The sequence below is a fragment of the Flintibacter muris genome, from assembly GCF_943192995.1.
GTDB classification, from domain to species: domain Bacteria; phylum Bacillota; class Clostridia; order Oscillospirales; family Oscillospiraceae; genus Lawsonibacter; species Lawsonibacter muris.
Window position 1 is genome coordinate 1 of record NZ_CALPCP010000092.1, and the last position, 3,650, is coordinate 3,650.

The following is a 3,650-nucleotide window of genomic DNA, read 5'->3' on the forward strand; positions in this document are numbered from 1 at the left end:
CGGGTCCCGCCCCGCTTTCACTCTCCCCTCCTCCCTCTATGTCAGCGATGACGGCTCTGTGTCCGTCAACACCGCCCCCGGCACCCCCTCCAGTATCAGCTATCCCACCAGCATCAACGGCGGCACGGACATCACCGTGAGCTGGGGAGCGTCCACGGACGCTGAGGGCAACCTTGCGGGCTATGTCGTGGAGCGGAGCACCAACGGCGGCACCACCTGGGCCCAGGTCTACCAGGGCAGCGCCCGGAGCACCACCAACAACGTGGCCTTTGGCACCGCCTCCGTCATGTTCCGGGTCAAGGCCTATGACACAGAGGGCCTTAACTCCGGCTGGAAAACCGGCAGCAATGTCACGGTGGTCAACAACCGGGCCCCCTCCGCCCCCGGCTCCATCACGGTGCCCGCCGCCGTCCGGGGCGGGGCCACCCTGCCCATCTCCTGGACCCGTGCCACGGACAGCGATGACAACCTCAGCGGCTATGAGCTGGAGCGGAGCGTCAACGGCGGCGCATGGTCCCAGGTCTACAAGGGCTCCGCCCTGACCTTTACGGACACCATCACCGCCGGGTGGAATACGGTGGCCTACCGTGTCCGGGCCTATGACACGCTGAACGCCACCAGCGCCTATGTCACCAGCGACACCCGCACGGTGGACAATAACGCCTATCCCGTCATCACCAGTGACACGGCCTCCGGCACGGACCTGGGCACCAAAAATGAGGGCTTTGCCCTGACCTACAAGGTGACCGATGCGGACGGGGACACCGTGACGGTCAAGGAGTATCTGGACAACGTGCTCCAGCGGTCCTATACGGCCACCCTGGGCCAGTCCAACACGTTCCAGGCCGTCACCGCCGCCAACTATCAGAAAATCCTCAACGGGGCCCACACCCTCAAGGTGGTGGCCAATGACGGCAAGGCGGACAGCGCCCCCTACACTGTGACCTTTACCAAAAAGGTCATCAGCGCCAGCATCACCCTGGCGGAGCCCCTGGACGCCGATGACGCCATCACCGTCATGGTCCTCAACATCGTGGGCGCTCTGCCCGTTGACGCCGTGCTCCAGGTCCTGGTCACCAACAACGCCAAGGACGCCGCCCCCGTGTGGGAGGACGCCACGGCGGACATCAAGAGCGGAGCCAACCATGTCTTTGAGAACAAGACCGCCGCAAATGGCTTTGCGTTCAACTTCAAGCTGGACGTGAGCCGGGGGGGCAGTGACACCGGCGGCTATATTTCCAGCATCGGAGGTGCCTTTGAATGAGCGTTGAATACACCCAGAATAGCCTCAAGGCCATCAATGAGGCCAAGCTCTACGCCAAGCAGCGGGAGGACGCCGCCGCCATCGCCTTTGTGGTGCTGGCGGAAAACGGCCAGATTGACGCCGTGACCGCTGCCGAACAGTCCACCCTCTTTGCGGAGTGGGTGCCCGGCGTCAACTACGCCGTGGGCAACCTCCGCCGGTATGGCGGCACCCTTTACCGCTGTGTCCAGGAGCACACGTCCCAGGAGGGGTGGGAGCCGGACAAGGCCGCCTCCCTCTGGGCGGTGACCTCTGACCCGGCGGAGGAGTGGCCCGCCTGGAGCCAACCCCTGGGGGCCCATGACGCATACAGCGCCGGGGCTAAGGTGAACCACAAAGGCAAGCATTGGACCTCTACCGTGGACGGCAACGTCTGGGAGCCCGGCGTCTATGGCTGGGATGAGGTCACCGAATAAGGAGGGGGACATCATGGTCATTGAGCTTTCTGTCGGGGGCCTGGTCACGCTGCTGGGCCTCCCCACCGCCATTACTGCCTTTTGTTTTTGGCTGCTCCAGCAGCGCATCACAAAGCGGGACAAAGCCCAGGAGGAGCGGGAGCGTGCCCGTGAGAAAAATGAGGTGCTTATCATCAAAGGGGTGGGGGCCGCCATCGCTCTGGGGGAGGCTACGGCGGAGGCCGTCCAGCGCATCCCGGACGCACACTGTAACGGTGATATGCACGCCGCCCTGGAATATGCCCGCAAGGTCAAGCATGAACACAAGGAATTTTTGACGGAGCAAAGCGTCCAGGCGCTTTACTGAGGAGGGCGGCATTGGATGGAGTTTTCCAAGAAAATGCTGGTGCTACACATCTTCATCTCCGTGGTCCTGTGCGCCATCACCGTGGCCGGGACCCTCCGGGGGTGGGATGTTACCGCCATTGCCGTCCTTGCGGGCACCTCCCTGGTGACAGACGGAACCTGGGGCGGCTTTTACCTGTGGAAGTCCAAGAACGAAAACCGGGCTAAATATGCCCAGCGCTTTCTCAACCGCTTTGCGGACAAGTATGGGGCGGACATCGCCCTCCGTGCGGCTGAAATCGTGCTGAAAGACTAAAGGAGGAAATCACGTCATGAACAAGAAACCCGTTTCCTACCTCCAGACTGACCCCCGCTGGAAATCCAAGCCCTACCGGGTCAAGGGCGAAAGTGCCACCATCGGCGGCTCCGGCTGTGGTCCTACGGCGGCGGCCATGATTATCGAAACCATGACCGGCAAGAAGTACACCCCAGAGGACGCCTGCAACTGGAGCATGGCCCACGGTTACAAGGCCCTGGGCAACGGCACCTATTACGGTTATTTCAAGCCCCAGTTTGCGGAGTTTGGCATTGACTGTGATATGCTGAACTGGACCAAGACCTATGGCAAGCCTGACCACGCCAATCACAAAAAGGTCTTTGAAATGCTCAAACAGGGCTATTATTTTATTGCCCTTATGGGTCCGGGCCTGTGGACTACCGGGGGCCACTTCGTGGTCCTTTGGTGGGAGGACGGCAAGGTCCGCATCAATGACCCCGCCAGCACGAAAGATGCCCGCCTCAACGGGGACCTCAAGACCTTTAAGAGCCAGGTGTCTTATTATTGGTGGATTGATGCCCGGAAGTTTAACGGGTACGGCTCCGCTGTCAAGCCCCCGGTGGCCTCTACCGGCACTCCTGGAACCGTCAAGCCCCCGGCCAACGGCCCCAAGGTGGGTGACATCGTGGAGTTTACCGGCTCCGCTCATTATTACAGCGCCAACGCCACCAAGAGCTCCCCCTGCAAGCCCGGCAAGGCCAAGGTCACTCAGGCCTTTAATGGCAAGCACCCCTATCATCTCATCGCCGTCAAGGGCGGTGGCTCCACCGTCTACGGCTGGGTGGACGCCGCTGACATCGCCGTGGAGGCCTCCGCCGCCATCGCCAAGGGCTCCACTGTCAAGGTCAAGGCCGGAGCCAAGACCTACACCGGCGGGGGCCTGGCCTCTTTCGTCTACGCCAACACCTACACGGTGCTGGAGCTGTCCGGGGACCGGGCCGTCATCGGCCAGGGCAAGGCGGTCACCGCCGCCGTCAACATCAAGGACCTCACCCTTGTGGGGTAAAATAACCGGGAGGTAAAAAGTTATGGAAAGCATTTTCGACTGGTCCGTCATTCTCAGCATCGTGGGCGTCCTGGTGGTGCTCACTAACATCATCGTCCAGGTCCTCAAAAAGCTCACCTGGGACCGGCTCCCCACCAACATCCTGGCCGTCATCGTGGCCATGGGCCTGACCCTGGCGGCGTTCTTCGCCTGGTCCCAGGTCAAGGGCCTGGCCGTGGTATGGTACATGGTGGTGGCCGCCGTTGTGGTGGGCTTTATGGTGGC

The 3,650-nt window shown here is 61.9% G+C and carries 5 protein-coding genes and 1 pseudogene; all 6 read left to right on the forward strand.

What is annotated here, in order from left to right:
- The coding region (locus NFS22_RS23170) for a fibronectin type III domain-containing protein (RefSeq protein ID WP_251319986.1) at positions 1-1,264 on the forward strand (1,264 nt) is incomplete at its 5' end.
- Positions 1,261-1,719 carry a carbohydrate-binding protein gene (locus NFS22_RS23175; RefSeq protein WP_251319987.1) on the forward strand — a complete coding sequence of 153 codons (459 nt, stop codon included), beginning with the start codon at positions 1,261-1,263 and terminating at the stop codon, positions 1,717-1,719. The genes NFS22_RS23170 and NFS22_RS23175, both read left to right, overlap by 4 nt.
- A gap of 13 nt (positions 1,720-1,732) precedes the next feature.
- Positions 1,733-2,065: a serine/threonine protein kinase gene (locus NFS22_RS23180; RefSeq protein ID WP_251319988.1), complete on the forward strand. Its 333-nt coding sequence runs from the start codon at positions 1,733-1,735 to the stop codon at positions 2,063-2,065.
- Positions 2,066-2,080: 15 nt separating this feature from the next.
- Positions 2,081-2,359 carry a hypothetical protein gene (locus NFS22_RS23185; RefSeq protein WP_251319989.1) on the forward strand — a complete coding sequence of 93 codons (279 nt, stop codon included), beginning with the start codon at positions 2,081-2,083 and terminating at the stop codon, positions 2,357-2,359.
- A gap of 16 nt (positions 2,360-2,375) precedes the next feature.
- Positions 2,376-3,386, forward strand: a complete 1,011-nt coding sequence (locus NFS22_RS23190) for a C39 family peptidase (RefSeq protein ID WP_251319990.1) — start codon at positions 2,376-2,378, stop codon at positions 3,384-3,386.
- 22 nt (positions 3,387-3,408) lie between these two features.
- Positions 3,409-3,650, forward strand: a pseudogene (locus NFS22_RS23195) (hypothetical protein); the annotation flags it as partial.